The sequence below is a fragment of the Kitasatospora sp. MAP5-34 genome (genome assembly GCF_029894335.1).
In the GTDB taxonomy this organism is placed as follows: domain Bacteria; phylum Actinomycetota; class Actinomycetes; order Streptomycetales; family Streptomycetaceae; genus Kitasatospora.
This window is the reverse complement of record NZ_JARXZC010000050.1, coordinates 16,226-42,353: the sequence shown is the minus strand read 5'-3', so window position 1 is coordinate 42,353 and position 26,128 is coordinate 16,226. Positions and strand designations below refer to the sequence as shown.

The following is a 26,128-nucleotide window of genomic DNA, read 5'->3' as shown; positions in this document are numbered from 1 at the left end:
CCGCCGCAACGCCCGCGACGCCACCCGGCCCCTCGCTCTCCTCGGCCTCGCGTGATCACAAAACGGACGTCACGCGACTACGCCGAAGCCCTGCCCTGGGTCTCCCGGCTCCCGGGGGTGGTGACGAGGCAGGCGGAACAACGCAGTGAGGTACCGGTGGCGGGGACCTTGATCAGGTGCCCGCCTCGGTCGGCGAGCTTGTAGGCCAGGAGCTCGACGGTGCGCCCCCACGCCTCGCCGGTTCGGGATGTCGAGCCGTTCCACTCCGATGACGCCGAAGGTGTCCGCGAGTTCGGTGGTGGTCTTGTGCTACCAGTCGCGGGCACGGCGCGTGGCTGTTGCGCGGAGCCGGGCGATCTGGCCCACGAAGTGTCCGACCGAGTCGGTACGGTAGAGCCATGGCCGACCCCTCCACGTACCGTCCGGCGCCCGGGGCCATCCCGACCTCGCCCGGCGTCTACAAGTTCCGCGACGCGCACGGGCGGGTCATCTACGTCGGCAAGGCGAAGAGCCTGCGTCCGCGTCTCTCCTCGTACTTCCAGGACCTCGCGGGTCTGCACTCCCGGACGGCGACGATGGTCACCACCGCCGCCTCCGTCGAGTGGACGGTGGTGGGCACCGAGGTCGAGGCGCTCCAGCTGGAGTACTCCTGGATCAAGGAGTTCGACCCGCGTTTCAACGTCAAGTACCGCGACGACAAGAGTTACCCGGAGCTCGCCGTCACCCTCAACGAGGAGTTCCCGCGCGTCCAGGTGATGAGGGGCGCGCACCGGAAGGGCGTGCGCTACTTCGGGCCGTACGGGCATGCCTGGGCGATCCGCGAGACGGTCGACCTGATGCTGCGGGTCTTCCCGGTCCGGACCTGCTCCAACGGGGTGTTCAAGCGTGCCCAGCAGGTCGGCCGGCCCTGCCTGCTGGGGTACATCGGCAAGTGCGCCGCGCCCTGCGTTGGCAAGATCTCGCAGGCCGAACACGTCGCGCTGGCCGAGGAGTTCTGCGACTTCATGGCCGGTCGCACCGGGGGTTACCTGCGCCGCCTGGAGCAGCAGATGCAGGAGGCGGCGGCCGAGCTGGAGTACGAGCGGGCGGGTCGCCTGCGCGACGACATAGCGGCGCTGAAGCGTGCGATGGAGAAGAACGCGGTGGTGCTCGCCGACGGCACCGACGCCGACCTGTTCGCCCTCGCCCAGGACGAACTCGAAGCCGCCGTGCAGATCTTCCACGTCCGGGGCGGCCGGGTGCGCGGCCAGCGCGGCTGGGTCACCGACAAGGTCGAGGACATCGACACCCCGGCGCTGGTCGAGCACGCGCTCCAGCAGCTCTACGGCGGCGGCACCGAGTCGGTGCCGCGCGAGGTGCTCGTCCCGGCGCTGCCGGAGCCGCTCGGGCCGGTGCAGGAGTGGCTGACGGGCCTGCGGGGCTCGCAGGTGGACCTGCGGGTGCCGCAGCGCGGCGACAAGAAGGACCTGATGGTCACCGTCCAGCGCAACGCCCAGCAGGGCCTGGCGCTGCACAAGACCAAGCGCGCCTCCGACCTGACGACCCGTAGCCGGGCGCTGCAGGAGATCACCGACGCGCTGGAGTTGGACTCCGTCCCGCTGCGGATCGAGTGCTTCGACATCTCGCACCTGCAGGGCGAGGACGTGGTCGCCTCGATGGTGGTGTTCGAGGACGGCCTCGCCCGCAAGAGCGAGTACCGCCGCTTCCAGATCAAGGGCTTCGAGGGGCAGGACGACGTCCGCTCGATGCACGAGGTGATCAGCCGCCGATTCCGCCGCTACCTCCGCGAGCGGGAGCAGACGGGGGAGTGGGCCGTCCCGGAGGAGGCCCTCCCGGACGAGGTCGGCCAGGGGGACGAGGACGGTCCCGAGTCGAAGACCGACGACATCGGCCGCCCGAAGCGCTTCGCCTACCCGCCGCAGCTGCTGGTGGTGGACGGCGGCCAGCCGCAGGTCGCCGCCGCCAAGCGCGCGTTGGAGGAGCTGGGCATCGACGACGTCGCGCTCTGCGGGCTCGCCAAGCGCCTGGAGGAGGTCTGGCTGCCGGGCCAGGACGACCCGGTGGTGCTGCCGCGTTCGAGCGAGGGCCTCTACCTGTTGCAGCGGGTTCGGGACGAGGCGCACCGCTTCGCGATCACGTACCAGCGCGCCAAGCGCGGCAAGCGCTTCACGGCGGGGGAACTGGACTCCGTCCCCGGCCTCGGCGAGACTCGCCGCCAGGCGCTGCTCAAGCACTTCGGTTCGCTGAAGAAGCTGCGGGCCGCCACGGTGGACCAGCTCTGCGAGGTCCCGGGGATCGGCCGCCGGACGGCGGAGACTGTTGCGGCAGCGTTGGCTTCCCGTCCACCGGCAGCACCTGCGGTGAACACCGCGACCGGCGAGATCATTGACGACAGCGCCGGAACGGACAGCACCGGAACGGACAGCGCAGCCACGGACAACGCCAGCACGGACCACGCAGCAACGGACCACGCCGAGCCCGTGAGCGGCGAGGCGCCGGCCGGCCAGACGACGCACCTTACGGAGACGCCATGACGGTCGACGCCGCCCGTCGGTCCCCGCGCCCCGGCTTCACCCTTCCGGGTGGCCCGGGGATGCGGGACGCCACCATGCGCGTTCTCCCCAGCAGAACCATGGAGAGCGGGGAACCGAAGTGACACTGTCCGACAGTGGGGGTACCACCTGGCCGGAGGCCGGGGGAGAGACCGCCCCCGAACTTGTGATCATCTCCGGCATGTCCGGAGCCGGCCGCAGCACCGCGGCGAAGTGCCTGGAGGATCTGGGCTGGTTCGTGGTGGACAACCTGCCGCCGGCCCTGATCCCGACCATGGTCGACCTCGGCGCCCGCTCGCAGGGCGCGGTGCCCAGGATCGGCGTGGTGGTCGACGTCCGGGGCCGCAAGTTCTTCGACGACCTGCTGACCTCGCTCACCGAGCTGGAGAAGCGCGGCGTCCGGCTCCGGGTGGTCTTCCTGGAGTCCTCGGACGACGCCCTGGTGCGCCGCTTCGAGAGCGTCCGCCGTCCGCACCCGCTGCAGGGCGACGGCCGGATCGTGGACGGCATCGAGCGCGAGCGGGATCTGCTGCGCGAGCTGCGCGGCGAGGCCGACCTGGTGATAGACACCTCCAACCTCAACGTGCACCAGCTCCGGGCCAAGCTGGACGCCCAGTTCGCCGACAACGACGAGCCCGAGCTGCGCGCCACGGTGATGTCGTTCGGCTTCAAGTACGGCCTCCCGGTCGACGCCGACCTGGTGGTGGACTGCCGCTTCCTGCCCAACCCGCACTGGGTCCCCGAGCTGCGTGCCCGGACGGGTACGGACAGCGACGTCGCCGACTACGTCTTCCAGCAGCCCGGTGCCAACGAGTTCCTGGACGGTTACGCCGAGCTGCTCAAGATCGTTGCTGAGGGCTACCGGCGGGAGGGCAAGCGTTACATGACACTTGCCGTAGGCTGCACCGGTGGCAAGCACCGGAGTGTCGCCATGTCGGAGCGGCTGACGAAGCGTCTGGTCGCGGACGGTGTCGAGACGGTGCTGGTCCACCGCGACATGGGCCGGGAGTGACCGGCCGGGTGTGCCGCCCGACGGTGATCGGCGGGGAGTGACACCAGCGCTCCGCCTGTCGCTCACAGAGGTATGAGACAGGAACGTGGGGTCGGTGTGACGGGATACTCGGCGGCGCGGCAGGTCCAGCAGAAGGCTGCCGAGGCCGGTCCGAGGGCCGCCACACCGAGACCCCGCCCCGGCGCGCCCAAAATCACCGCACTGGGCGGCGGGCACGGCCTCTCCGCCTCGCTCTCCGCGCTGCGCCGGCTCACCACCGAGATCACCGCCGTGGTCACCGTCGCCGACGACGGCGGCTCCAGCGGACGGCTGCGGACCGAGCTGGGCGTACTGCCGCCGGGCGACCTGCGGAAGGCGCTCGCCGCGCTCTGCGGGGACGACGACTGGGGGCGTACCTGGTCCGAGGTGATCCAGCAGCGCTTCAGCGGCAACGGCGAGCTGCACGGGCACGCCGTCGGCAACCTGCTGATCGTCGCCCTCTGGGAGAAGCTCGGCGACCCGGTGGCCGCCCTGGACTGGGTGGCCCGGCTGCTCAACGTGCAGGGTAGGGTGCTGCCGATGTCGGCCGTTCCGCTGGACATCGAGGCCGAGGTACGTGGTCACGACCCGTCCCGTCCGGGCGAGCTGTCCGCCGTCCGGGGGCAGGCGAGCGTCGCCGTCACCCCTGGGACCGTCCAGTCGATCCGGCTGCTCCCCGAGCAGCCGCCCGCCGTGCCGGAGGCGGTCGCGGCCGTCCTGGAGGCCGACTGGGTGGTCCTCGGGCCCGGTTCCTGGTTCACCAGCGTGGTGCCGCACCTGCTCGTACCCGAGCTGGCCAAGGCCCTCTGCGAGACCAGGGCCCGCCGCCTGCTCACCCTCAACCTGGCCCCGCAGCCCGGTGAGACCGAGGGCTTCACCCCGCAACGCCACCTGGACGTGATCGCCGACCATGCCCCTGGCCTGGCCGTTGATGCGATCCTGGTGGACGAGCAGGCCGTCACCGGCGGCGCCTTCGGCGTGGCCGACCTCGCGGGGCTGGAGAAGGCCGCCGCCCGGATGGGGGCCGCACTGGTGCTCGACCGGGTCGCGGCGGCCGACGGAACCCCGCGACACGACCCAGAGCTCTTGGCGGCTGCGTACGACCGGATTTTCCGGACACATGGAAGGATCGGCCCATGGCGATGACGGCAGCGGTGAAGGACGAAATCAGCCGGCTCCCCGTCACCCGGGCCTGCTGCCGCAAGGCGGAGGTTTCGGCGATCCTGCGATTCGCGGGCGGGCTGCACATTGTGAGCGGCCGCATCGTGATCGAGGCGGAGCTGGACACCGGCATTGCGGCGCGGCGGCTGCGCAAGGACCTGCTGGAGATCTTCGGGCACTCCTCGGATCTGGTGGTGATGGCCCCCGGCGGCCTGCGACGCGGCAGCCGGTACGTGGTGCGGGTGGTGAAGGACGGCGAATTGCTGGCCCGGCAGACCGGGCTGGTCGACGGCAGGGGACGGCCCATCCGGGGCCTGCCCCCGGCCGTGGTCTCGGGTGCGACCTGTGACGCGGAGGCGGCCTGGCGAGGGGCGTTCCTGGCGCACGGCTCGCTGACCGAGCCCGGCAGGTCCTCCTCCCTGGAGATCACCTGCCCGGGTTCCGAGGCGGCGCTCGCGCTGGTGGGCGCGGCCCGGCGGCTCGGCATCCCGGCCAAGGCGCGCGAGGTGCGCGGGGTCGACCGGGTGGTGATCCGGGACGGTGACGCGATCGGCGCGCTGTTGACGCGGCTCGGCGCGCACGAGTCGGTGCTCGCCTGGGAGGAGCGCCGGATGCGGCGCGAGGTCCGGGCGACGGCCAACCGGCTGGCCAACTTCGACGACGCGAACCTGCGCCGCTCGGCCCGCGCGGCCGTCGCGGCCGGTGCCCGGGTGCAGCGCGCGCTGGAGATCCTCGGCGAGGAGGTGCCCGAGCACCTGGCGGCCGCCGGTCAGCTCCGGATGCAGCACAAGCAGGCCTCGCTGGAGGAACTGGGCGCGCTCGCCGACCCGCCGCTCACCAAGGACGCGGTGGCCGGCCGGATCCGCCGGCTGCTGGCGATGGCGGACAAGCGCGCGAGCGAACTCGGCCTGCCGAGCACCGAGGCCAACCTGACCGACGAGATGGCGCTCAGCTGACGGTGTCTCACCTCTCGAGCGGCCGGTGTCCCATTCCGGGGCACCGGCCGCTGCGTGTCCGAGGCCCGCGTGTCCGAAGCCCGAGCGTCAGAAGCCCGCGTGTCCGAAGTCACCCGCCGGGCTCTGGACATGCGGCCGGAGAGGCGGTGTGCCCCGCTGACCCGCAGGAGGGTAGGGTCATGGGTGGTCGGGGACATCCCATTTCCACCCCGTCGGCATAGTTCCGGCGTACCTAAAGGAGATCGGTTTCGTGACGATCCGGGTAGGCATCAACGGATTCGGCCGCATTGGCCGCAACTTCTTCCGCGCGGTTCGGGCTCAGGGCGCGGACATCGAGATCGTCGGTGTCAACGACCTGACCAACACCAAGACCCTGGCTCACCTGCTCAAGTACGACTCGATCCTCGGCACCCTCCAGGCCGAGGTCAGCCACACCGCCGACAGCATCACGGTCGACGGCAAGACCTTCAAGGTCATCGCCGAGCGTGACCCGGCCAACCTTCCCTGGGGTGAGCTGGGCATCGACATCGTCGTCGAGTCGACCGGCATCTTCACCAAGGCCGAGGCTGCGAAGAAGCACATCGCCGCCGGCGCCAAGAAGGTCATCATCTCCGCCCCCGCGAGCGACGAAGACGTCACCATCGTGATGGGTGTCAACGACGACAAGTACGACGCCGCGAACCACACCATCATCTCCAACGCCTCGTGCACCACCAACTGCGTGGCGCCGATGGCGAAGGTCCTGCTGGAGAACTTCGGCATCGTCAAGGGCATGATGACGACGGTGCACGCGTTCACCAACGACCAGGTCACGCTGGACTTCCCGCACAACGATCTGCGCCGCGCCCGTGCCGCCTCGCTGAACATCATCCCGACCTCGACCGGTGCCGCCAAGGCCACCGCCCTGGTCATCCCGGAGCTCAAGGGCAAGCTGGACGGCACCTCGCTGCGCGTCCCGGTCCCGACCGGCTCCATCACCGATCTCGTCGTGACCCTCGAGCGTGAGGTCACCGTCGAGGAGGTCAACGCCGCCTTCCTGAAGGCGTCCGAGGGCAACCTCAAGGGCATCCTGCAGTACACCGAGGACCCGATCGTCTCCTCCGACATCGTGAACTCGCCGTTCTCCACGATCTTCGACTCCCTGATGACCATGGTCCAGGGCAACCAGGTCAAGATCTTCGGCTGGTACGACAACGAGTGGGGCTACTCGAACCGCCTCGTCAACCTGACCTCCCTCGTCGGTGGCCAGCTCTGACGCAGCGAAAGCTGACGTGACGTAAGAGGCGTGGGGCCCGGAAGGCGCAGACAGCCGTCCGGGCCCTTCCTCTGCGCCTCCCCGTGTCGATCCGGTGCGCTCCCTCGCCCTCGATCTCGGCGGCCCGCCGCTGTGCCGCCCGCCCGTTGCGCCGCCCCGCCCTCCCCAGGGTGCGCGGCACGTGGCAGGCTCTCTCGCGCCACCTTCTCCCCAGGAGACCGAAGACCGTGAAGACCATCGAAGACCTCAACGTCGCAGGCAAGCGCGTGTTCGTCCGCGCCGACCTCAACGTGCCGCTGTCGGGTGCCACCATCACCGACGACGGCCGGATCCGCGCCGTCGCGCCGACCATCGCCAAGCTGCTGCAGGCCGGCGCCAAGGTGATCGTCGCCTCGCACCTGGGCCGTCCCAAGGGCGAGCCCGACCCGCAGTTCTCCCTCGCCCCCGTCGCCGTCCGCCTCGGCGAGATCCTCGGTACGTCCGTCGCCTTCGCGACCGACACCGTGGGCGACAGCGCGAAGGCCACCGTCGCCGCCCTGGCCGACGGCGAGGTCACGCTGCTGGAGAACCTGCGCTTCAACGCCGGTGAGACGGCCAAGGACGACGCCGAGCGCGGCGCCTTCGCCGACCAGCTCGCCGAGCTGGCCGACCTGTACGTCGGCGACGGCTTCGGCGCCGTGCACCGCAAGCACGCCTCGGTGTACGACCTGCCGGCCCGCCTGCCGCACGCCGTCGGCGACCTGATCGCCACCGAGGTGGCCGTGCTCAAGCGGCTCACCGAGGAGGTCGAGCGCCCGTACGTCGTCGTGCTCGGCGGCTCCAAGGTGTCCGACAAGGTCGGCGTGATCGACAACCTGCTGGGCAAGGCCGACCGGATCCTGATCGGCGGCGGCATGGCGTACACCTTCCTCGCGGCCCTGGGCCACGAGGTCGGCATCTCGCTGCTGCAGAAGGACCAGATCCCGGTCGTCCTGGAGTACCTGGAGCGGGCCAAGGCCAACGGCGTCGAGTTCGTGCTGCCGGTGGACATCTCGGTCTCGGCGCACTTCCCCGACACCAAGACCTTCAAGCCGGTCCCGGACTTCGAGATCGTCGACGCGGACAAGATCCCCGCCGACAAGGAGGGCCTGGACATCGGCCCGAAGACCCGCGAGCTGTTCGCCGCGAAGCTGGCCGACGCCAAGACGGTGTTCTGGAACGGCCCGGTCGGCGTCTTCGAGCACCCGACCTTCGCCGAGGGCACCAAGGCCGTTGCGGCGGCCCTGCTGGAGAGCGACGCGTTCACCGTGGTCGGTGGCGGCGACTCCGCCGCGGCCGTCCGCATCCTGGGCTTCGACGAGACGAAGTTCGGGCACATCTCGACCGGCGGAGGCGCGAGCCTCGAGTACCTGGAGGGCAAGACCCTCCCCGGTCTCGCCGCCCTGGAAGGCTGAACCGATGAGCGACCGTCTCCCGCTGATGGCGGGCAACTGGAAGATGAACCTCAACCACCTCGAGGCCATCGCCCACACCCAGAAGCTGGCCTTCGCGCTGGCCGACAAGGACTACGAGGCCGTCGAGGTCGCCGTCCTGCCGCCGTTCACCGACCTCCGTTCGGTGCAGACCCTGGTCGACGGCGACAAGCTGAAGATCAAGTACGGCGCCCAGGACCTCTCGGCCCACGACTCCGGTGCCTACACCGGTGAGGTCTCCGGCCCGATGCTGGCCAAGCTGAAGTGCACCTACGTGGCCATCGGCCACTCGGAGCGCCGCCAGTACCACGGCGAGAACGAGGAGATCGTCAACGCCAAGGTCAAGGCTGCGTACCGGAACGGCATCCTGCCGATCCTGTGCATCGGCGAGCCGCTGGAGATCCGCAAGGCCGGTACGCACGTCGCGTACACCCTGGCGCAGCTCGACGGCGCGCTCGACGGCGTGCCCGCCTCGGACGCCGAGCAGATCGTCGTCGCGTACGAACCGGTCTGGGCGATCGGCACCGGCGAGGTGGCGACCCCCGAGGACGCCCAGGAGGTCTGCGGGGCGATCCGTGGTCGGCTGGCCGAGCTGTACTCGGCCGAGCTGGCCGACAAGGTCCGCGTTCTGTACGGCGGTTCGGTGAAGGCCGCCAGCGCGGCCGGCCTGATGGCCAAGCCCGATGTGGACGGTGCGCTGATCGGTGGCGCCGCTCTTGACGCCGACGAGTTCGTCAAGATCGTGCGCTTCCGTGACCAGGCAGTAGGCTAACGCCGCCGCAGCAACGTAGGCTTTGGGGCCGGACCGCTTCGAGTGGTCCGGCCCTTCGCCGATTGAACGAGAGAGTTGGTCCCGTCGTGGTTATCGGGTTCTCGATTGCCCTGATCATCTTCAGCGTGCTGATGATCATCCTGGTGCTGCTGCACAAGGGGAAGGGCGGCGGCCTTTCCGACATGTTCGGCGGTGGCTCGATGTCCGCCGGTGGCGGCTCCGCCGTCGCCGAGCGCAACCTCGACCGCATCACGATCATCGTGGCGCTGGGCTGGTTCGCCTGCATCGTCACGCTCGGCCTGATCCTCAAGTACAAGGTCTGACCAGACGGGCACACCACTGATTCGCCGCTGATCTGACGGTGCGTCGACCGTCTGCTTATCCTGAGTGAGGCGAGTGTCGGAGGCGGTGGGGACAGATCCTTAACTGCTGCTTACACTAAGACAACTTCGCCACCGTCCGCAGGCCGCGGCCGGGCGGCAATGGATACCGGCCGCCGCCCCTGCCGCTCACGGATACGGGCAGCCCCCGTCCGGGCACCGGCCGAGATCGCATCGCAACAGCACGCAGGGAGTCAGACCGTGGCAAGTGGCAACGCCATCCGTGGCAGCAGAGTCGGCGCCGGCCCGATGGGCGAGGCGGAGCGCGGCGAGTCCGCTCCCCGCAGCCGGATCTCCTTCTGGTGCGCCAACAAGCACGAGACCCGTCCCAGCTTCGCCGCCGAGGCCGTCATCCCGGAGACCTGGGACTGTCCGCGCTGCGGCTTCCCGGCCGGCCAGGACGAGCACAACCCGCCCGCCCCCTCGCGCAACGAGCCCTACAAGACCCACCTCGCGTACGTCCGCGAGCGCCGCACCGACGCCGACGGCGAGGCCATCCTCGCCGAGGCCCTCGCCAAGCTGCGCGGCGAGATCTGAGCAGACCTCAACGACAGGGCGCCACCGGTCAACGGTGGCGCCCTTCGTCATCAGCGGAGCTGGGGGAGTCGGACGAGCCGGGCGAGCCGGGGGAGTCGGACGAGCTGGGGGTGGAGCGGCCCTTGAGCCTCCGGCCCGGATCACGTCACGGAACTGCCCGCCGCTGATGGTGTGTTCGCCGTCCCCTGCCGGAGAGTTGCACCAAAAGCGGTGAGGCCCGGCCCCGTTGACCGGGACCGGGCCTCACCGACCGCTCACGCCGAGGCGGGCGGGTACAGCCCGGCCGGGATCTTCGACGCGGCGGCGCGGTCGAGGAGCCAGAGGGTGCGGCTACGGCCGTGGGCCCCGGAGGCGGGGGCCTGGATCTCGCCGGGGCCCGAGAGGGCCAGGGCGACCGCGTCGGCCTTGTCCTCGCCCGCTGCCAGCAGCCAGACCTCGCGGGCCGCCCGGATGGCCGGGAGGGTCAGGGAGATGCGGGTGGGCGGGGGCTTGGGGGCTCCCCGGACGCCGATCACCGTGCGTTCGGCCTCCCGGACGCCCGGGTGCTCCGGGAACAGCGAGGCGACGTGGGTGTCCGGGCCGACGCCGAGCAGCAGCACGTCGAAGGTGGGCACCCCGTCCCGGTCGCCCGGGAGGGTGGCCTTCGCCAGCTCGTCCGCGTAGCGGGCGGCTGCCGCCTCCACGTCGGAGCCGTCCACGCCGTCCGAGGCGGGCATCGGGTGGACGCGCGCCGGGTCGAGCGGGACGGCGTCCAGCAGTTCGTCGCGGGCCTGGACGGCGTTGCGCTCCGGATCGTCCGACGGGACGAAACGCTCGTCGCCCCACCAGAGGTCCAGGTGCGCCCAGTCCACCGCGTCGCGCGCCGGGGAGGCGGCGATCGCGGCGAGCAGGGCGTTGCCGTTCCGCCCGCCCGTGAGGACCACCGAGGCGGTCCCACGGGCGGACTGGGCGTCCACGATGCGGGTGATGAGCCGGGCGGCCGCCGCCTGGGCCATCAGCTGCTTGTCGCGGTGCACGACGAGCTGCGGGACGCCGGCGGTCACGAGCCGCTCCGCTTGCGGGGAGCGGCCTTCTTGGCCGCCGTCTTGCCGGCCTCGGTCTTGCCGGCCACCGTCTTCTTGGCAGCCGGCACCTTGGCGGTCACCCGGGCGGGGTTGGCGACGGACGCCTCGACCACCACGGGAGCCGGCTCCGGGTCCGGGTCCGGACCAGGGTGCGCCTGGGCCGCAGCCGGCTCGCGGAGCCGCTCGACGGGGGTGCGGACGGCTGCCGCGTAGATGTCGTCCGGGTCGAGGCGCCGCAGTTCCTCGGCGATCAGCTCGGACGTCTCCCGGCGCTTGAGCGCGACCTGACGGTCCGGCGCGCCCGGCATCGAGAGGGTGCCCATCAGACCGTCGGGACGGTCCAGTGTGATGGCGCCGTCCTTGGTGCGGAGCGTGACGGAGGTGATGCCGGGGCCCCCGGTGACGACCCGTTCGACCGGGACGTGCAGACGGGTCGTCAGCCACAGCCCGAGCAGCTCGACGCTCGGGTTGTAGGACTCGCCCTCGACCACGGCGGAGGTGATCTTCGCCGGGTACTGGTCCAGGGCGGCGGCCAGCATCGAGCGCCAGCCGGTGATCCGGGTCCAGGCCAGGTCGGTGTCACCGGGGGTGTAGCTGGCGGCCCGCTGGGCGAGCTGCCCGACCGGCGACTCGGCCGTCACGGCGTCGGTGATCCGGCGCTGGGCGATCGCGCCGAGCGGATCCTGCGCCGGGTGCTGCGGGGAGTTCTCCGGCCACCAGACGACCACGGGGGCGTCCGGCAGCAGCAGCGGCAGGACGACCGACTGCGCGTGCGCGGCGAGTTCGCCGTGCATCCGCAGGACGACCGTCTCGCCCGAGCCGACGTCGGCGCCGACCAGGATCTCGGCGTCCAGCCGGGTCTCGGCGCGGGCCCGGGGCGAGCGGCCCGCGCGCTTGATGACCGCCAGGATCCGCGAGGGGTGCTCGCGGGAGGCGTCGTTGGCCGCCTTGAGGGCGTCGTACGCGCTGCCCTCGTCGGTGACGATGACGAGGGTCAGCACCATGCCGGCGGCGGTCGCGCCGCCGGCCCGCCGCGCGTTCATCAACGCAGCGTTGATCTTGCTCGACGTGGTGTCCGTCAGGTCGATCTTCATGGCCGCCGCCAGCTCCTGCCGTCTCGTGCGAGCATCTCGTCCGCCTCGGCGGGGCCCCAGGTCCCCGAGGGGTACTGGGCGGGCTTGCCGTGGGTGTCCCAGTACTTCTCGATCGGGTCGAGGATCTCCCAGGAGAGCTCGACCTCCTGGTGACGCGGGAACAGGTTGGCGTCGCCGAGCAGCACGTCCAGGATGAGCCGCTCGTACGCCTCCGGGCTGGACTCGGTGAACGACTCGCCGTAGGCGAAGTCCATCGTGACGTCCCGGACTTCGAACGAGGTCCCCGGCACCTTGGAGCCGAACCGCACGGTGACGCCCTCGTCCGGCTGCACCCGGATGACCAGGGCGTTCTGCCCCAGCTCCTCGGTCGCGTAGGAGTCGAACGGCAGGTACGGCGCGCGCTGGAAGACCACCGCGATCTCGGTCACCCGGCGGCCCAGGCGCTTGCCGGTCCGCAGGTAGAACGGGACGCCCGCCCAGCGGCGGTTGTTGATCTCCAGCTTGATGGCCGCGAAGGTGTCGGTCTTGGACTCGGGGTCGATGCCGTCCTCGTCAAGGTATCCGAGCACCTCCTCGCCGCCCTGCCAGCCGGTCGCGTACTGGCCGCGCACGGTGTGCTTGCCGAGGTCGTCGGGGAGCTTGACGGCGCTGAGCACCTTCAGCTTCTCGGCGACCAGGGCCTTCGGGTGGAAGGAGGCCGGCTCCTCGATGGCGGTGAGGGCCATCAGCTGGAGCAGGTGGTTCTGGATGACGTCCCGGGCCGAGCCGATGCCGTCGTAGTACCCGGCCCGGCCGCCGATGCCGATGTCCTCGGCCATGGTGATCTGCACGTGGTCGACGTACGACCGGTTCCAGATCGGCTCGAACATGGTGTTGGCGAAGCGGAGCGCCAGGATGTTCTGGACGGTCTCCTTGCCGAGGTAGTGGTCGATCCGGAAGACCTCGTCCCGGGGGAAGACCTCGTGGACGACCTTGTTCAGTTCCTGGGCGCTCGCCAGGTCGTGACCGAACGGCTTCTCGATCACCGCGCGGCGCCAGGAGCCCTGCGGCGGGTCGGCCAGCCCGTGCTTCTTGAGCTGCTGGACGACGTTCGGGAAGAACTTCGGCGGGACGGAGAGGTAGAAGGCGAAGTTGCCGCCGGTACCCTGCTCCTCGTCGAGCTCCGCGATCGTCTTGCGGAGGGTCTCGAACGCCTCGTCGTCGTCGAAGGTGCCCTGGACGAAGCGCATGCCCTTCGCCAGCTGCTGCCAGACCTCCTCGCGGAAGGGGGTCCGGGCGTGCTCCTTGACGGCGTCGTGGACCTCCTTGGCGAAGTCCTCGTCCTCCCACTCGCGGCGGGCGAACCCGACGAGCGAGAAGCCCGGCGGCAGCAGACCCCGGTTGGCGAGGTCGTAGATGGCAGGCATCAGCTTCTTGCGCGACAGGTCGCCGGTCACGCCGAAGATGACCAGGCCGGACGGCCCGGCGATGCGCGGCAGCCGGCGGTCGGCTGGGTCACGCAGCGGATTCTCGGGCACGAGCGGGGGATCGCCCTGCTCGACCTCGGGGTAGTCGTTGCTCACTGAATGGGCTCCGCTTTCCGTGGGGATGCTGTGAGCGGGGAGGTCACTTCTCGTCTGCGGCGGCGAAGCGGGCCAGCGACGCGGTGACGGTGTCGAGCAGCTCGTTCCAGGACTGCTCGAACTTCTCGACGCCCTCGTCCTCCAGCACCTGGACGACGTCGTCGTAGTCCACGCCGACGGCGGCGATGGCGTCCATCACGGCCTTGGCGTCGGCGTAGTTCGGGGTGATGGTGTCACCGGTGATGACGCCGTGGTCGCCGGTGGCGTCCAGGGTGGCCTCCGGCATGGTGTTGACGGTGCCGGGGGCGACCAGCTCGGTCACGTACAGGGTGTCCGGCAGGGCCGGGTCCTTGACGCCGGTCGAGGCCCAGAGCGGGCGCTGCGCCTTGGCGCCGGCCGACTCCAGCGCGTTCCAGCGCTCGGAGGAGAAGATTTCCTCGTACGCCTGGTAGGCGAGGCGGGCGTTGGCGAGGGCCGCCTTGGACTTCAGCTCGGTGGCCTCGGCGTCGATCTTGGAGAGGCGCTTGTCGATCTCGGTGTCCACGCGGGAGACGAAGAAGGAGGCGACGGACTCGATCTGCGAGAGGTCCAGCCCGGCGGCCTTGGCCGTCTCCAGACCGGTCAGGAAGGCGTCCATGACCTCGCGGTAGCGCTCCAGCGAGAAGATCAGCGTGACGTTGACGCTGATGCCCCGGCCGAGCACCTCGGCGATGGCGGGCAGGCCGGCCTTGGTGGCGGGGATCTTGATGAACACGTTCGGACGGTCCACCAGCCACCACAGCTGCTTGGCCTCGGCGACGGTCGCGGCGGTCTCGTGCGCCAGGCGCGGGTCGACCTCGATGGAGACCCGGCCGTCGCGGCCGTTGCTCGCGTCGTAGACCGGGCGCAGCACGTCGGCCGCGTCGCGCACGTCGCTGGTGGTGATCATGCGGACGGCCTCGTCCGTGGTGACCTTGCGGACGGCCAGGTCGCGCAGCTGGGCGTCGTACGAGGAGTGCCCGCTGCCGATGGCCTTCTGGAAGATGGTCGGGTTGGTCGTGACACCGACCACGTGCTTGGTCTGCACCAGCTCGGCGAGGTTGCCGGTGTTCAGACGCTCGCGGCTGAGGTCGTCCAGCCAGATCGCTACGCCTTCGTCGCTGAGGCGCTTCAGTGCGTCAGTCATGGTCCTTCATCCTCTTCTTCGTCTACTTCGTCTGTGCTGTGGGGTAGTCAGACGGGGCCGCGCAACTGATGTGCGGTCAGTTACGCGGCCGCGCTGCTGCCCGCTCGCCTCCGGACGCTCGTACCCGATGCCAACGCTCCTCGCTCCGGCGCTCCTTCGTCGCTTGTCGCTCGTCGCTTTCGGCATCGGCGCGTCCTTCGGCTCGCGGGCCGTGGCGGTGCTAGCGGGAGACGGCCTCGACCGTACGCAGCGAGGCGCGCGCGGCGCCCGCCACGGCCTCGGCGGTCAGGCCGAACTCCTGGAAGAGCACCTTGTAGTCGGCGGAGGCACCGAAGTGCTCCAGGCTGATGATCCGACCGGCGTCGCCGACCAGCTCGCGCCAGCCCTGGGCGATGCCCGCCTCGACCGAGACCCGGGCCCGGACGTTCGGCGGCAGCACGCTGTCGCGGTACGCCTGGTCCTGCTCGTTGAACCACTCGATCGAGGGCATCGACACCACGCGGGTGGGGATGCCGTCGGCCTCCAGCGCCTCGCGCGCCGCGACGGCGAGCTGGACCTCGGAGCCGGTGCCGATCAGGATCACCTTGGGCGCGCTGTCGGACGCCTCGGCCAGCACGTAACCGCCCTTGGCCGTGAGGTCGGCGGAGCCGAACACCTCGCGGTCGTAGGTCGGCACGTTCTGCCGGGTGAGCGCCAGGCCGACCGGGCCGGGGTGGCTGAAGTGGCGCTCCATGATGGTGCGCCAGGCGACGGCGGTCTCGTTGGCGTCGGCCGGGCGGACCATGGCCAGGCCCGGGATGGCCCGCAGCGCGGCCAGGTGCTCGACCGGCTGGTGGGTCGGGCCGTCCTCGCCGAGGCCGATCGAGTCGTGCGTCCAGACGTACGTCACCGGCAGCTTCATCAGCGCGGCGAGGCGGACGGCCGGGCGCATGTAGTCGGCGAAGACCAGGAAGGTGCCGCCGAACACGCGGGTGTTGCCGTGCAGCGCGATGCCGTTCATGGTCGAGCCCATGGCGTGCTCGCGGATGCCGAAGTGGATCGTCCGGCCGTACGGGCTGGCCGACTTCAGCGGGTTGCCCTCGGGGAGGAAGGAGCTGTCCTCGTCGATGGTGGTCAGGTTGGACTCCGCGAGGTCGGCCGAGCCGCCCCACAGCTCCGGGATGACCGAACCGATCGCCTTGAGGGTGTCACCGGACGCCTTGCGGGTCGCGACGTCCTTGCCGGCCGGGAAGACCGGGACGTGCTTCTCCCAGCCGTCCGGCAGCTCGCCCGCCGTGATCCGGTCGAACTCGGCGGCGTGCTTCGGGTTGGCCTCGCGCCAGGCGTGGAACGACTTCTCCCACTCGCCACGGACGGCCTTGCCACGCTGGATGACCTCGCGCGCGTGGTTGATGACGGTCTCGGTGACCTCGAAGGTCTTCTGCGGGTCGAAGCCCAGCACCTTCTTGGTCGCCGCGATCTCGGCGTCGCCGAGCGCGGAGCCGTGCGCCTTCGCGGTGTTCTGCGCGTCGGGGGCCGGCCAGGCGATGATCGTGCGCATCGCGATGATCGACGGGCGCGCGGTCTCGGCCCTGGCCGCGTCCAGCGCGGTCGCGAGCGCGTGCACGTCGACGTCACCGTCGGACTTCGGCGTCACCCGCTGCACGTGCCAGCCGTACGCCTCGTACCGCGCGAGCACGTCCTCGGAGAACGCGGTGGCGGTGTCGCCCTCGATCGAGATGTGGTTGTCGTCGTACAGCGCGACCAGGTTGCCCAGTGCCTGGTGCCCGGCCAGCGAGGACGCCTCGGCCGAGATGCCCTCCTCCAGGTCGCCGTCGGAGACGATCGCCCAGATGGTGTGGTCGAACGGGCTCTCGCCCGCCGGAGCCGCCGGGTCGAACAGGCCGCGCTCGTAGCGGGCGGCCATCGCCATGCCCACGGCGTTCGCGATGCCCTGGCCCAGCGGACCGGTGGTGGTCTCGACGCCGGCCGTGTGCCCGTGCTCCGGGTGGCCCGGGGTGCGGCTGCCCGCGACCCGGAAGGCCTTCAGGTCGTCCAGTGACAGACCGTAACCCGAGAGGTAGAGCTGGGTGTAAAGGGTCAGCGAGGTGTGCCCGGGAGAGAGCACGAAGCGGTCGCGCCCCGCCCAGGCCGGGTCGGTGGGGTCGTGGCGCAGAAAGCGCTGGAAGATCAGGTATGCCGCGGGGGCCAGCGACATGGCCGTCCCGGGGTGTCCGTTCCCGACCTTCTGGACTGCGTCCATGGCCAGGACCCGGGCCGTGTCGACGGTCCGCTGATCCAGCTCGGTCCACTCGAATGCGTTCGTCGGCGTGGTGCTCACCCTGTCTCAGGGCTCCTTCCATATTGAAGAGTGACCCCGTGATGAGGGACCGGGTCGGCCACGGCGCTGTGGGCCTGACGCATGGATGGTGCCGGTCACGGAGGGTTGATCCCGCTTCTCTGTGCGAGCCTACCGTCCGAGTGGCCCCCGTCCCGCTTGCCAGGACCACCGGGAAAGGTGTGGTCGCGATTCCCTCGGACTGTGGCAGGTCCCCTGTCCTACCCTGACCCGGATCGTTCGGCTTTGCCCGTCCGGGGAGCGGGACGATCGGCGGGCGTTTTGGGCGGATTCACCCGGCGGTGTGCGGTTCCGCCTCGCCGGGGGACCCCGGGGCCGGTCGGGAGATATGGAGCGTCTAAGGTGGCGTGGTACGCGCATGGCGAACGCATCGGCACCTAGCGGTCCCGGGGACGCCTGTGAAGTTTCATCTTGAGTTGGGGTGTTCGTGACCGCCGTCGAATCCCGCCCTGCCGGGGTGGCCGGGACGACCCCTGCGCACCGGCCGTTCGGGGCCCGTGTCGGGGCATTCGTCGCACTGACCAAGCCTCGGATCATCGAGCTGCTGTTGATCACGACGGTCCCGGTGATGTTCCTGGCCCAGCGCGGGGTGCCCGATCCGCTGCTCGTCCTCTACGTCGTCGTCGGCGGCTACATGTCGGCCGGCGGTGCCAATTCGCTCAACATGTACATCGACCGCGACATCGACGCCCTGATGTCCCGGACCGAGCGCCGCCCGCTGGTCACCGGCATGGTGTCGCCGCGCGAGGCGCTGGTCTTCGGCATCGCGCTGGCCGTCGGCTCGACGCTCTGGCTCGGGCTGCTGGTCAACTGGCTGTCCTCCGGCCTGGCGCTGGCCGCCCTCCTCTTCTACGTCTTCGTCTACACCCTGGGCCTGAAGCGCCGCACCGCGCAGAACATCGTCTGGGGCGGCATCGCCGGCTGCATGCCGGTCTTCGTCGGCTGGGCCGCCGTCACCGACTCGGTGTCCTGGTCCGCGCTGGTGCTCTTCCTGGTCATCTTCTTCTGGACGCCGCCGCACACCTGGGTGCTCTCGATGAAGGTCCGCGAGGATTATGCGAGGGCCAACGTGCCGATGCTCCCGGTGGTCAAGGGCAACCTGGTGGTGGCACGCCAGATCATCGCGTACTCCTGGGTGATGGTCGCCGTCTCGCTGGCCCTGTGGCCGCTGGCCCACACCAGCTGGCTGTACCCAGCCTCGGCGGTGCTGCTCGGCGCGTTCTGGCTCAAGGAGGCGCACGGCCTGCACGCCCGCGCCAAGGCCGGGGTGGTCGGCGCGAAGCTCAAGGAGATGCGGCTGTTCCACTGGTCCATCACCTACCTGACCCTGCTCTTCGTGGTCGTCGCGGTGGACCCGTTCGTCAGGTAACGGCCCGTCACGTCACTGAACGCCCTCGCCGGATGATCCGGCGGGGGCGTTCAGCGTTCTGGCGGTTCAGCGTGGTGGCAGTTCGCTCGGGCCGACGTGGGCGTCCAGCCAGTCCTTGAGGGGTTGCGAGCTGCGCAGGAAACTGGTGATCCGGTCCGCTGCGGCCGGGGTGCCCAGCCACTTCGCGGGCTCCCACTCCTGCCAGGCGATCAGGCCCTTGTTGCGGAGCAGCTCGATCCTCGGGTGGTCCTTGGGGTACCCGCGCGGAGCGGTCTTCAGCGCGTCCCGGCCGACGACGGACGGGCCGGCCTCGCGGACCCGCGCGATCACCCGCTCCAGCTCGGCGCCGGAGAGGTCCTCGGCGACGGCGTCGCGGTACCGGGCGAGCTGGTCCGGGGCGAGCTGGTACATCCCGAGGCCGCAGGCGAGACCGTCCGCCGAGAGCTGGATGTAGCCGCCGGCCTCCAGGTACGCGCCGATATGCGTCTTGTACGGTGACTTGTCGGCACTGAACCGCACGTCCCGGTTGGGCCGGAAGATCTTGCCCGGCCCGAACTCGTCCTCCAACTGCTCCAACAGGTCCGCCATCGGTGCGTGGACGGCCTCCTCGTACACCGCCTTGTGGCCGGTCCAGTACGACTTGGAGTTGTCGGTCTCCAGGCCCTCGTAGAAGTCGAGCGCCACGGTCTGCCAGCCTCGGAACGTCACTCTCCGAGCATAGACACACAGTAGGGGCTCGGTCCGATCGGACCGAGCCCCTACTTGTGCTGTCGTGCCTGCCGTCAGGCGGCGGGCAGCTCGTCCAGGCCCTCCTGGACCAGCTTGGCGAGGCGGTCGAGCGCCTCGTCCGCGCCGTCCGCGTCGGAGGCGAGGATGACGGTGTCGCCGCCCTGGGCGCCGAGGCCGAGCAGGGCCAGCATGGAGGCGGCGTTGAGCGGGTTGCCGCCCTCCTTGGCGATGGTGACGGGCACGCCCACGGCGGTGGCCGCGCGGACGAAGACGGCGGCGGGACGGGCGTGCAGGCCCTCGGGCCAACCGATGGTGACGCGGCGCTCGGCCATGTGACGTGCCTTTCAGGTGGTGCTGAGGTCAGGTGGTGCCGGCTTCAGGTGGTGCCGGTGAAGCCATGTTGTCTAGACCAGTGTGCCACGTGTGCGCCACCTCCGTGCCGCCCGCGCACGAGGGTCCGAGGCGGTCCGGCGACGGCGGCCCTGCGGACGGATAACCTGATGATCGTGGACACCTCCGCAGTCAACCCTTCGCGCCAGGGCGACGAGCACAGCTACCCCCAGCACTGGGAGGCGGACGTCCTGCTGCGCGACGGCGGCACGGCCAGGATCCGCCCGATCACCGAGGCGGACGCCGACCGACTGGTCGAGTTCTACGAGCAGGTCTCCGACCAGTCGAAGTACTTCCGGTTCTTCGCGCCGTACCCGCGCCTCTCCGCCAAGGACGTGCGCCGGTTCACCCACCACGACTACGTCAACCGCGTCGGCCTGGCCGTGGTCGTCCGGGACAGGTTCATCGCCACCGTCCGCTACGACCGGATCGACCAGGACGGCCGGCCCTCCGCCACCGGTACCGACGCCGAGGTCGCCTTCCTGGTCCAGGACGCCCACCAGGGCAGGGGTGTCGCGTCGGCGCTGCTGGAGCACATCGGCGCCGTCGCCCAGGAGCGCGGCATCCTCCGGTTCACCGCCGAGGTGCTCCCCGAGAACCGCAAGATGGTCAAGGTATTCACCGACGCCGGCTACACCCAGCGCCGCAGCTTCGCCGAGGGCGTCGTGCACCTCGAGTTCGACCTGGAACCGACCGCCGCCTCGCTCGCCGTGATGCGCGCCCGCGAGCACCGCGCCGAGGCCCGCAGCGTGCAGCGGCTGCTCACCCCGCGCTCGGTCGCCGTGCTCGGCGTCTCCCGCCACCCGCAGTCCGTCGGCCGCACGCTGCTCCGGGATCTGAACGGCTTCAACGGCCCGGTGTACGCGGTGAACCGGAACGCCCCGCCCGGCACCGAGCTGGACGGCGTCCCCACCCACCGCTCGCTCCTGGACATCCCCGGCCCGGTCGACCTGGCGATCATCGCCGTCCCCGCCACCGCCGTCCCGTCGGCCGTCGCCGACTGCGGCGCGCACGGCGTCCAGGGCCTGGTGGTGGTCACCGCCGGGTACGCCGAGACCGGGCCGGACGGCCTCGACCAGCAGCGCGAGCTGGTCCGGCAGGCCCGCGCCGCCGGGATGCGGGTGGTCGGTCCGAACGCCTTCGGCCTGATCGACACCGACCCCGAGCACCCGCTCAACGCCTCGCTCGCGCCCGTCCTGCCCGAGCGCGGCCCGTTCGGCCTGTTCTGCCAGTCCGGCGCGATCGGTGTGGCCCTGCTGGAGGCCGCCCACCGCCGGGGCCTGGGCGTCTCCTCCTTCGCCTCGGTCGGCAACCGCGCCGACGTCTCCGGCAACGACTGGCTCCAGTACTGGGAGGAGGACCCGGCGACCGAGGTCGTGCTGCTCTACCTGGAGTCCTTCGGCAACCCCCGCAAGTTCACCCGGATCGCCCGCCGCCTCGCCGCCGTGAAGCCGGTGGTGGTGGTCAAGGGCGCCCGGCACACCGGCAGCCTCCCGCCCGGCCACGCCGTCCAACCGGCCGCCGGCGGGCTGCGGGACGCCACCGTGGACGCCCTCTTCCAGCAGGCCGGTGTGCTGCGGGTGGAGACCATCACCGAGCTGTTCGACACCGGCGAGCTGCTCGCCGGGCAGCCCCTCCCGGCCGGCGACCGGGTCGCGGTGGTCGGCAACTCCGACTCGCTCGGCCTGCTCACCCACGACGCCTGCCTCGGCGCCGGACTGCGCCCGCGTACGCCGGTCGATCTCACCACCGGTGCCACCGGCGAGAACTTCCGGATCGCCCTGGACACCGCCCTCACCGACCCGGCCGTGGACGCGGTGATCGCGGTCGCCATCCCGTCGATCGGCACCCAGCCGCCCTCGGCGGACCTGGGCGCCGACGAGCCCGAGTTCGCCGAGGCCCTGCTCGAAGCGGTGGTCCGGGCCCGCCAGGTCGGCAAACCCCTGCTGCTCACCCACCTCGCGCTCACCGAGCTGCCCGAACGCCTGCGCGCCGGGCGCATCCCCGCCTACCCCGCCCCCGAGCGCGCCGTCCGCGCGCTGGCGCACGCCGTGCACTACGCGGACTGGCGCCGCCGGACCGCCGAGGCCGAGGAGACCGCCCGCGTCCCGGAGCTGGACCGGATCGAGGAGGCCCAGGCCCGCACCCTGGTCGAGACGGCCCTGAACACCCGTACGGCGGCTGCGGCCCGGCTCCAGCCCGGTGGCGCACGCATTACGCTCCCCGACGCCGAGGCCACCGCCCTGCTCGGCCACTACGGCATCGAGCTCCTCCCCGCCCTGCCCGCGCCGGACGAGGAGAGCGCGCTGCGCGCCGCCGCCGGTCTCGGCTACCCCGTCGCCCTCAAGGCCACCGCCGAGCACCTGCGGCACCGCCCCGACCTGGGCAGCGTCCGCCTCGACCTGACGGGCGAGCCGGGGCTGCGCCGCGCGTACCGGGAGCTGGACGCCCTGCTCGGCGGGGCGGCCCGGGCCCGGCTGGTGGTGCAGCAGCTGGCCCCGCGCGGGGTGGACACCGTGATCGGCGCCACCCTCGACCCCGGCGCCGGCGCGATCCTCTCCTTCGGGCTGGCGGGCGCCCCGGCCGAGCTGCTCGGCGACGTGGCCCACCGGCTGATCCCGGCGACCGACCAGGACGTGGCCGCGCTGATCCGCGAGGTCCGGGCCGCGCCGCTGCTGTTCGGCTGGCGCGGTGCCGTCCCGGTGGACACCGCCGCCCTGGAGGAGCTGCTGCTCCGGGTCTCCCGGCTGCTCGACGATCTGCCCGAGGTCGCCTCGGTCGACCTCGAACCCGTGGTCGTGGCCCCGCACGGGCTGGCGGTTCTGGAGGCGCGGGTGCGGATCGCACCGCTCCCGGTGCGCAACGACCTGGGTCCGCGCGCCATGAGCACCCTGTAACCTTCCTTGGTTGCGCCTGCCAAGGGGCGCTGAACGCCAGAAGCCCGGCCCAGTGCCGCCCGCTTCGTCGGCGGGACATGCCAGGATGGAGCTATGGCCAAGACCGGTACCACCACCACGCAGGACCTGCGTTCGGCGATCGAGCGCAGCGGCTACTACCCGGCACTGGTGTCCGAGGCCGTCGAGTCCGCGGTGGGCCCCGAGCCGATCACCTCCTACCTGGTGCACCAGGAGACCACCTTCGACGCGAACGAGGTCCGCCGGCACGTCACCGTGCTGGTGCTCACCCCGTCCCGTTTCGTGGTCAGCCACACCGACGAGCAGAACGCCGACGCGACCAGCCCGGTCCCGTACGCGACCACCTCGACCGAGTGCGTCCGGCTGGACCGGATCGGCTCCGTGGTGCTCAGCCGGATGGTCGCCAACCCGGAGACGTACACCCCCGGCACCCTGCCCCGCGAAGTCGTGCTGACCATCGGCTGGGGGGCGGTCCAGCGGATCGACCTGGAGCCGGCTGGCTGCTCGGACCCGAACTGCGAGGCCGACCACGGCTACACCGGTTCGGCGACGGCCGACGACCTGTCACTGCGGGTCAGCGAGGCGGGGGACGGGCCGGAGACGGTCCGGCAGGCGTTGATCTTCGCGCGGGCACTGTCCGAAGCGACGATCGCCACCCGGGGCTGACGCGCTCCATGACGACGCACCTCGGGTACGACGCCTTCGAGATCCTCGACCCCTCCGACGCCCCCGCCCCCGCGTACGGGACGGGCTCGCTCGCCGACCTGCTGCCCGCCGTGGCGGCCGGGCTCGGCGTGCCCGGCTTCTCCAGCGGCCTGCCGCTGGAGCCCGCCGACCGGGTCTGTGTCTTCCTGGTCGACGGCATGGGCTGGGAGCTGATCAAGCGTCACCCCGACTGGGCGCCCTTCCTGACCTCGCTGATCGCGGGCGGCCGGGCGATCACCTCCGGCTTCCCGTCCACCACCGCGACCTCGCTCGCCTCCGTCGGCACCGGGCTCACCCCGGGGCTGCACGGCCTGGCCGGGTACACCGTCGCGGTGCCGGGTGCCGGGCACCTGATGAACCAGCTGCGCTGGCAGCCGCCGGTCGAGCCGAAGGTCTGGCAGCCTTACCCGACGGTCTTCGAGCAGGTCCACGCGGCCGGGGTGGCCACCTGCCAGATCTCCTCCCCGCTGTTCGCGCAGACCCCGCTCACCAAGGTCGCGCTCTCCGGCGGCACCTTCCTCGGCCGGACCACCGCCGAGGAGCGGATGGACGCCTCCGCCCAGTGGCTGGCCGAGCACGACCGGGCGCTGGTCTACACGTACGTCAGTGAACTGGACGGTGCCGGACACCGCTACGGCGTGGACTCGGACGAGTGGCGGCTGATGCTCAACAACGTCGACCGGCTGACGAAGCGGCTCGCCGAACAGCTCCCGCCGCGCTCGGCGCTGTACGTCACGGCCGACCACGGCATGATCGACATCGCCCCCGAGGACCGGATCGACTTCGACGAGGACTGGGAGCTGAGCGCGGGCGTCGCCCTGCTCGGCGGCGAGGGCCGGGCCCGGCACGTGTACGCCGTCCCGGGCGCCGCAGCCGACGTGTTCACGGTCTGGAGCGAGGTGCTCGGGGACCGGATGTGGGTCGCGACCAGGGACCAGGCGATAGCGGCGGGCTGGTTCGGTCCCGCGGTCGACGACCGGGTCTACGGCCGGATCGGTGACGTGGTGGCCGCCGCCCGGGACGACATCGCGGTGATCGCCTCCCGCAAGGAGCCCGGCGAGTCCTCGATGATCGGCCTGCACGGGTCGATGACCCCCGTCGAGCAGCTCGTGCCGCTGCTCGAAGTCCGCGGCTGACCCTCTCTCTTCGAAAGGCCCCTGCTCCACCCATGGCTGAACTGGTCTTCTTCTCCGGCACGATGGACTGCGGCAAGTCGACGCTCGCACTCCAGCTGGACCACAACCACGCCGCGCGCGGCCGGCAGGGGATCATCTTCTCCCGCCACGACCGCGCGGGTGCCTCCACCATCTCCAGCCGGCTCGGCCTGCGGGCCGACGCGGTCGAGGTCACGGACGGCTTCGACTTCCACGCCCACGTGGTGCAACTGCTCTCGGCGGGCGGCAAGGTCGACTACCTGATCTGCGACGAGGCCAACTTCTACGCCTGTGAGCAGGTCGACCAGCTCGCCCGGGTGGTCGACGAACTCGGCATCGACGTCTTCACCTTCGGCATCACCACCGACTTCCGCACCAAGCTCTTCCCCGGCTCCCAACGCCTGATCGAACTCGCCGACCGGGTCGAGGTCCTCCAGGTCGAGGCCCTCTGCTGGTGCGGCGCCCGGGCCACCCACAACGCCCGCACGGTCGGCGGCGTCATGGTCGTCGAGGGCGCGCAGGTCGTCGTCGGCGACATCGCCGTCAGCGCGGGCGAGGTCGGCTACGAGGTCCTCTGCCGCCGCCACCACCGCCGCCGCCTCACCTCGGCCACGGCCCGCGTCGCGGTCCTCTCCCCGGACGTCCTCCCCTTCGAGGACCAGCGGGCCTAGGCCGTGTCCGGCAGTTGGACGACCGCGAACCGTCCGCCCTGGGGGTCGTTGAGCCAGGCGACCCGGCCGTACGGCGTGTCCTGCGGCCCGTCCGACACCTGGCCGCCGAGGCCCACTGTCTGACGTACCGTCAGATCAGCGTCGGCGACGGCGAAGTGGACCTGCCAGTGCGGCCGTCCTCCGCCGCTCGGGGTGGTGCTGCGCCGGATGCCCGCGACGGGCCGGCCGTCCACCAGCAGCGCGGTGTTCCCGTCCCGGTCGGGGGAGGGGTCCTGGCCCAGGACGGCGCGGTAGAAGACGGCCGCTGCTGGTACGTCAGGTGTCAGCAGCTCACTCCAGGCCGGTGCGCCGGGTTCCCCGGACACCTCCCAGCCGAGGTGCTCCTCGCCCTGCCAGAGGCCGAACACCGCACCCGAGAGATCGGCCGCGATCGCCAGCCGTCCGGCGTGTTCCGCCTGCAGCGGGCCGACCGCGACGGTTCCGCCGCACTCGTTGACCCGCTGTGACACTTCGTCGGCGTTGTCCACGGCGAAGTAGGTGGTCCATTCGGCGCGGTGGCCGCCCGGGGGCGGGGTGCTCCCGATGCCGGCGACCTTCGCGCCGCCGAGAGTGGCGCGCACGTACGCGCCCAGCTGGGTCGGGCCCGGGGTGTACTCCCAGCCCAGCAATGTTCCGTAGAAGGCCATGGCGCCTTCCTGGTCACTGGTCATCAGGCTCACCCAGCAGGGCGTTCCCTGAGCCAACCGGACCTTCACCGCAGTCATCGCGTGCCTCCTCGACGGGGGCCGGCCGACCGGGCCGCCGCGCGCCCCAGGGTGATGCTTCCACTCCTGGGCCGCCGCAGTGGCCAGTTCGCGCGGTGAGGCGGGCAAAGACGT

Annotated in this window: 22 protein-coding genes and 1 pseudogene; 14 read left to right on the top strand and 9 right to left on the bottom strand. The window is 71.2% G+C overall.

Annotated elements, in window-relative coordinates:
- Positions 1-95 precede the first annotated feature (95 nt).
- Positions 96-360, bottom strand: a pseudogene (locus P3T29_RS29375) (RNA-guided endonuclease TnpB family protein); the annotation flags it as partial.
- A gap of 38 nt (positions 361-398) precedes the next feature.
- On the opposite strand from P3T29_RS29375, the gene uvrC reads away from it, so the two are divergent.
- From uvrC to P3T29_RS29330, 9 genes are all read left to right on the top strand, one after another.
- Positions 399-2,534, top strand: coding sequence for an excinuclease ABC subunit UvrC (uvrC, locus tag P3T29_RS29370; RefSeq protein ID WP_280719709.1), 2,136 nt, complete (start codon positions 399-401; stop codon positions 2,532-2,534).
- Between the two features lie 118 nt (positions 2,535-2,652).
- Positions 2,653-3,564, top strand: coding sequence for an RNase adapter RapZ (gene rapZ / locus P3T29_RS29365; RefSeq protein ID WP_280719708.1), 912 nt, complete (start codon positions 2,653-2,655; stop codon positions 3,562-3,564).
- A gap of 192 nt (positions 3,565-3,756) precedes the next feature.
- Positions 3,757-4,728, top strand: coding sequence for a uridine diphosphate-N-acetylglucosamine-binding protein YvcK (gene yvcK, locus P3T29_RS29360; protein WP_280719712.1), 972 nt, complete (start codon positions 3,757-3,759; stop codon positions 4,726-4,728).
- Entirely contained in the window at positions 4,719-5,699 is a 981-nt protein-coding gene (whiA, locus tag P3T29_RS29355; RefSeq protein WP_280719707.1) for a DNA-binding protein WhiA, read from the top strand. The genes yvcK and whiA overlap by 10 nt, the downstream gene beginning before the upstream one ends.
- Before the next feature lie 250 nt (positions 5,700-5,949).
- Complete coding sequence (gene gap / locus P3T29_RS29350) at positions 5,950-6,954, top strand: type I glyceraldehyde-3-phosphate dehydrogenase (protein ID WP_280719706.1); 1,005 nt, start codon at positions 5,950-5,952, stop codon at positions 6,952-6,954.
- A 227-nt stretch (positions 6,955-7,181) separates the two neighbouring features.
- Positions 7,182-8,387, top strand: coding sequence for a phosphoglycerate kinase (locus P3T29_RS29345; RefSeq protein WP_280719705.1), 1,206 nt, complete (start codon positions 7,182-7,184; stop codon positions 8,385-8,387).
- A 4-nt stretch (positions 8,388-8,391) separates the two neighbouring features.
- The gene (gene tpiA, locus P3T29_RS29340; protein ID WP_280719704.1) at positions 8,392-9,177 is read left to right on the top strand and encodes a triose-phosphate isomerase; all 786 of its coding nucleotides are present in this window, start codon (positions 8,392-8,394) and stop codon (positions 9,175-9,177) included.
- 86 nt (positions 9,178-9,263) lie between these two features.
- Positions 9,264-9,500, top strand: coding sequence for a preprotein translocase subunit SecG (gene secG / locus P3T29_RS29335; RefSeq protein WP_280719703.1), 237 nt, complete (start codon positions 9,264-9,266; stop codon positions 9,498-9,500).
- Positions 9,501-9,758: 258 nt separating this feature from the next.
- Positions 9,759-10,094 carry an RNA polymerase-binding protein RbpA gene (locus P3T29_RS29330; protein ID WP_104818705.1) on the top strand — a complete coding sequence of 112 codons (336 nt, stop codon included), beginning with the start codon at positions 9,759-9,761 and terminating at the stop codon, positions 10,092-10,094.
- 254 nt (positions 10,095-10,348) lie between these two features.
- Here the strand turns inward: P3T29_RS29330 and pgl are convergent, their stop codons facing one another.
- From pgl to tkt, 5 genes are all read right to left on the bottom strand, one after another.
- Positions 10,349-11,137, bottom strand: coding sequence for a 6-phosphogluconolactonase (gene pgl / locus P3T29_RS29325; RefSeq protein ID WP_280719702.1), 789 nt, complete (start codon positions 11,135-11,137; stop codon positions 10,349-10,351).
- Positions 11,134-12,252 carry a glucose-6-phosphate dehydrogenase assembly protein OpcA gene (opcA, locus tag P3T29_RS29320; protein WP_280719701.1) on the bottom strand — a complete coding sequence of 373 codons (1,119 nt, stop codon included), beginning with the start codon at positions 12,250-12,252 and terminating at the stop codon, positions 11,134-11,136. Before opcA ends, pgl begins: the two co-directional genes overlap by 4 nt.
- Positions 12,249-13,769 carry a glucose-6-phosphate dehydrogenase gene (gene zwf / locus P3T29_RS29315; RefSeq protein WP_280719711.1) on the bottom strand — a complete coding sequence of 507 codons (1,521 nt, stop codon included), beginning with the start codon at positions 13,767-13,769 and terminating at the stop codon, positions 12,249-12,251. The genes opcA and zwf overlap by 4 nt, the downstream gene beginning before the upstream one ends.
- 88 nt (positions 13,770-13,857) lie before the next feature.
- Positions 13,858-14,979, bottom strand: a complete 1,122-nt coding sequence (gene tal / locus P3T29_RS29310) for a transaldolase (protein WP_280719700.1) — start codon at positions 14,977-14,979, stop codon at positions 13,858-13,860.
- Positions 14,980-15,199: 220 nt separating this feature from the next.
- Positions 15,200-17,299 (bottom strand): transketolase, encoded by a 2,100-nt coding sequence (gene tkt / locus P3T29_RS29305; protein ID WP_280719699.1) that lies wholly within the window; start codon positions 17,297-17,299, stop codon positions 15,200-15,202.
- 445 nt (positions 17,300-17,744) lie between these two features.
- Here tkt and P3T29_RS29300 point away from each other — a divergent pair, with 445 nt between their 5' ends.
- A complete protein-coding gene (locus tag P3T29_RS29300) occupies positions 17,745-18,686 on the top strand; it encodes a heme o synthase (protein ID WP_280719698.1) in 942 nt (313 codons plus the stop codon).
- Between the two features lie 66 nt (positions 18,687-18,752).
- On the opposite strand, the gene P3T29_RS29295 is transcribed toward P3T29_RS29300, so the two are convergent.
- On the bottom strand, positions 18,753-19,394 hold the full coding sequence (locus P3T29_RS29295; protein WP_280719697.1) for a DUF2461 domain-containing protein: 642 nt from the start codon (positions 19,392-19,394) through the stop codon (positions 18,753-18,755).
- Between the two features lie 74 nt (positions 19,395-19,468).
- Entirely contained in the window at positions 19,469-19,747 is a 279-nt protein-coding gene (locus tag P3T29_RS29290) for an HPr family phosphocarrier protein (protein WP_280719696.1), read from the bottom strand.
- Positions 19,748-19,921: 174 nt separating this feature from the next.
- Here P3T29_RS29290 and P3T29_RS29285 point away from each other — a divergent pair, with 174 nt between their 5' ends.
- The 4 genes from P3T29_RS29285 (at position 19,922) to P3T29_RS29270 (ending at position 25,250) form a co-directional block, all read left to right on the top strand.
- The gene (locus P3T29_RS29285) at positions 19,922-22,702 is read left to right on the top strand and encodes a GNAT family N-acetyltransferase (RefSeq protein ID WP_280719695.1); all 2,781 of its coding nucleotides are present in this window, start codon (positions 19,922-19,924) and stop codon (positions 22,700-22,702) included.
- 93 nt (positions 22,703-22,795) lie between these two features.
- Positions 22,796-23,386: a DUF5998 family protein gene (locus P3T29_RS29280; RefSeq protein WP_280719694.1), complete on the top strand. Its 591-nt coding sequence runs from the start codon at positions 22,796-22,798 to the stop codon at positions 23,384-23,386.
- 8 nt (positions 23,387-23,394) lie between these two features.
- A complete protein-coding gene (locus tag P3T29_RS29275) occupies positions 23,395-24,561 on the top strand; it encodes an alkaline phosphatase family protein (RefSeq protein WP_280719693.1) in 1,167 nt (388 codons plus the stop codon).
- A 32-nt stretch (positions 24,562-24,593) separates the two neighbouring features.
- Positions 24,594-25,250, top strand: a complete 657-nt coding sequence (locus P3T29_RS29270) for a thymidine kinase (RefSeq protein WP_280719692.1) — start codon at positions 24,594-24,596, stop codon at positions 25,248-25,250.
- Here the strand turns inward: P3T29_RS29270 and P3T29_RS29265 are convergent.
- On the bottom strand, positions 25,247-26,014 hold the full coding sequence (locus P3T29_RS29265) for a VOC family protein (protein ID WP_280719691.1): 768 nt from the start codon (positions 26,012-26,014) through the stop codon (positions 25,247-25,249). The genes P3T29_RS29270 and P3T29_RS29265 overlap by 4 nt on opposite strands.
- Positions 26,015-26,128: the final 114 nt, after the last annotated feature.

Excerpts from the sequence above, each read along its gene's own strand:
- uvrC (WP_280719709.1), top strand. The coding sequence starts at position 399 with ATGGCCGACCCCTCCACGTACCGTCCGGCGCCCGGGGCCATCCCGACC.
- whiA (WP_280719707.1), top strand. The coding sequence starts at position 4,719 with ATGGCGATGACGGCAGCGGTGAAGGACGAAATCAGCCGGCTCCCCGTC.
- tpiA (WP_280719704.1), top strand. The coding sequence starts at position 8,392 with ATGAGCGACCGTCTCCCGCTGATGGCGGGCAACTGGAAGATGAACCTC.
- opcA (WP_280719701.1), bottom strand. The coding sequence starts at position 12,252 with ATGAAGATCGACCTGACGGACACCACGTCGAGCAAGATCAACGCTGCG.
- tal (WP_280719700.1), bottom strand. The coding sequence starts at position 14,979 with ATGACTGACGCACTGAAGCGCCTCAGCGACGAAGGCGTAGCGATCTGG.
- P3T29_RS29290 (WP_280719696.1), bottom strand. The coding sequence starts at position 19,747 with ATGGCCGAGCGCCGCGTCACCATCGGTTGGCCCGAGGGCCTGCACGCC.
- P3T29_RS29280 (WP_280719694.1), top strand. The coding sequence starts at position 22,796 with ATGGCCAAGACCGGTACCACCACCACGCAGGACCTGCGTTCGGCGATC.
- P3T29_RS29275 (WP_280719693.1), top strand. The coding sequence starts at position 23,395 with ATGACGACGCACCTCGGGTACGACGCCTTCGAGATCCTCGACCCCTCC.
- P3T29_RS29270 (WP_280719692.1), top strand. The coding sequence starts at position 24,594 with ATGGCTGAACTGGTCTTCTTCTCCGGCACGATGGACTGCGGCAAGTCG.
- P3T29_RS29265 (WP_280719691.1), bottom strand. The coding sequence starts at position 26,014 with ATGACTGCGGTGAAGGTCCGGTTGGCTCAGGGAACGCCCTGCTGGGTG.